Raw genomic sequence first — 318 nt, 5'->3', positions numbered from 1 at the left:
CCTGACCGCACCAACCACTTCCCTTGAGGGGCGCCCTCGAGGGCGCTCCTCGTCTACCACCAGGAGCGCACCATGAACCCGCTGTTCACCAACCTCACCCAGGAAACCCTCGCTTACCTCGAGGACCAACTGTCCAACAACGACGTCGCCGGCGACGACGAGCTCATCGACCTGTTCATCGAGGAGCTGTCGCTGACCTTGGAGCAGGCGGAAGCGGCTGTCGCGCTACGCGATCAGTACCTCTGCCAGGTCTTCCTGGTCGGCCAAGGGCCGCTGCACCGTCCTGAAGCCGATGGGCTCAGCTTCGACCCTCACACC

General features: G+C 64.2%; 1 protein-coding gene. It reads left to right on the top strand.

Features of this window, described 5'->3' with window-relative positions; genetic code table 11:
- Positions 1-72: 72 nt before the first annotated feature.
- A partial coding sequence (locus HMPREF2924_RS24875; protein ID WP_070700699.1) for a hypothetical protein occupies positions 73-318 on the top strand: 246 nt, incomplete at its 3' end.

The sequence above is a fragment of the Pseudomonas sp. HMSC063H08 genome (assembly GCF_001813645.1).
In the GTDB taxonomy this organism is placed as follows: domain Bacteria; phylum Pseudomonadota; class Gammaproteobacteria; order Pseudomonadales; family Pseudomonadaceae; genus Pseudomonas; species Pseudomonas aeruginosa.
This window is presented reverse-complemented; position numbering and strand designations above follow the sequence as displayed.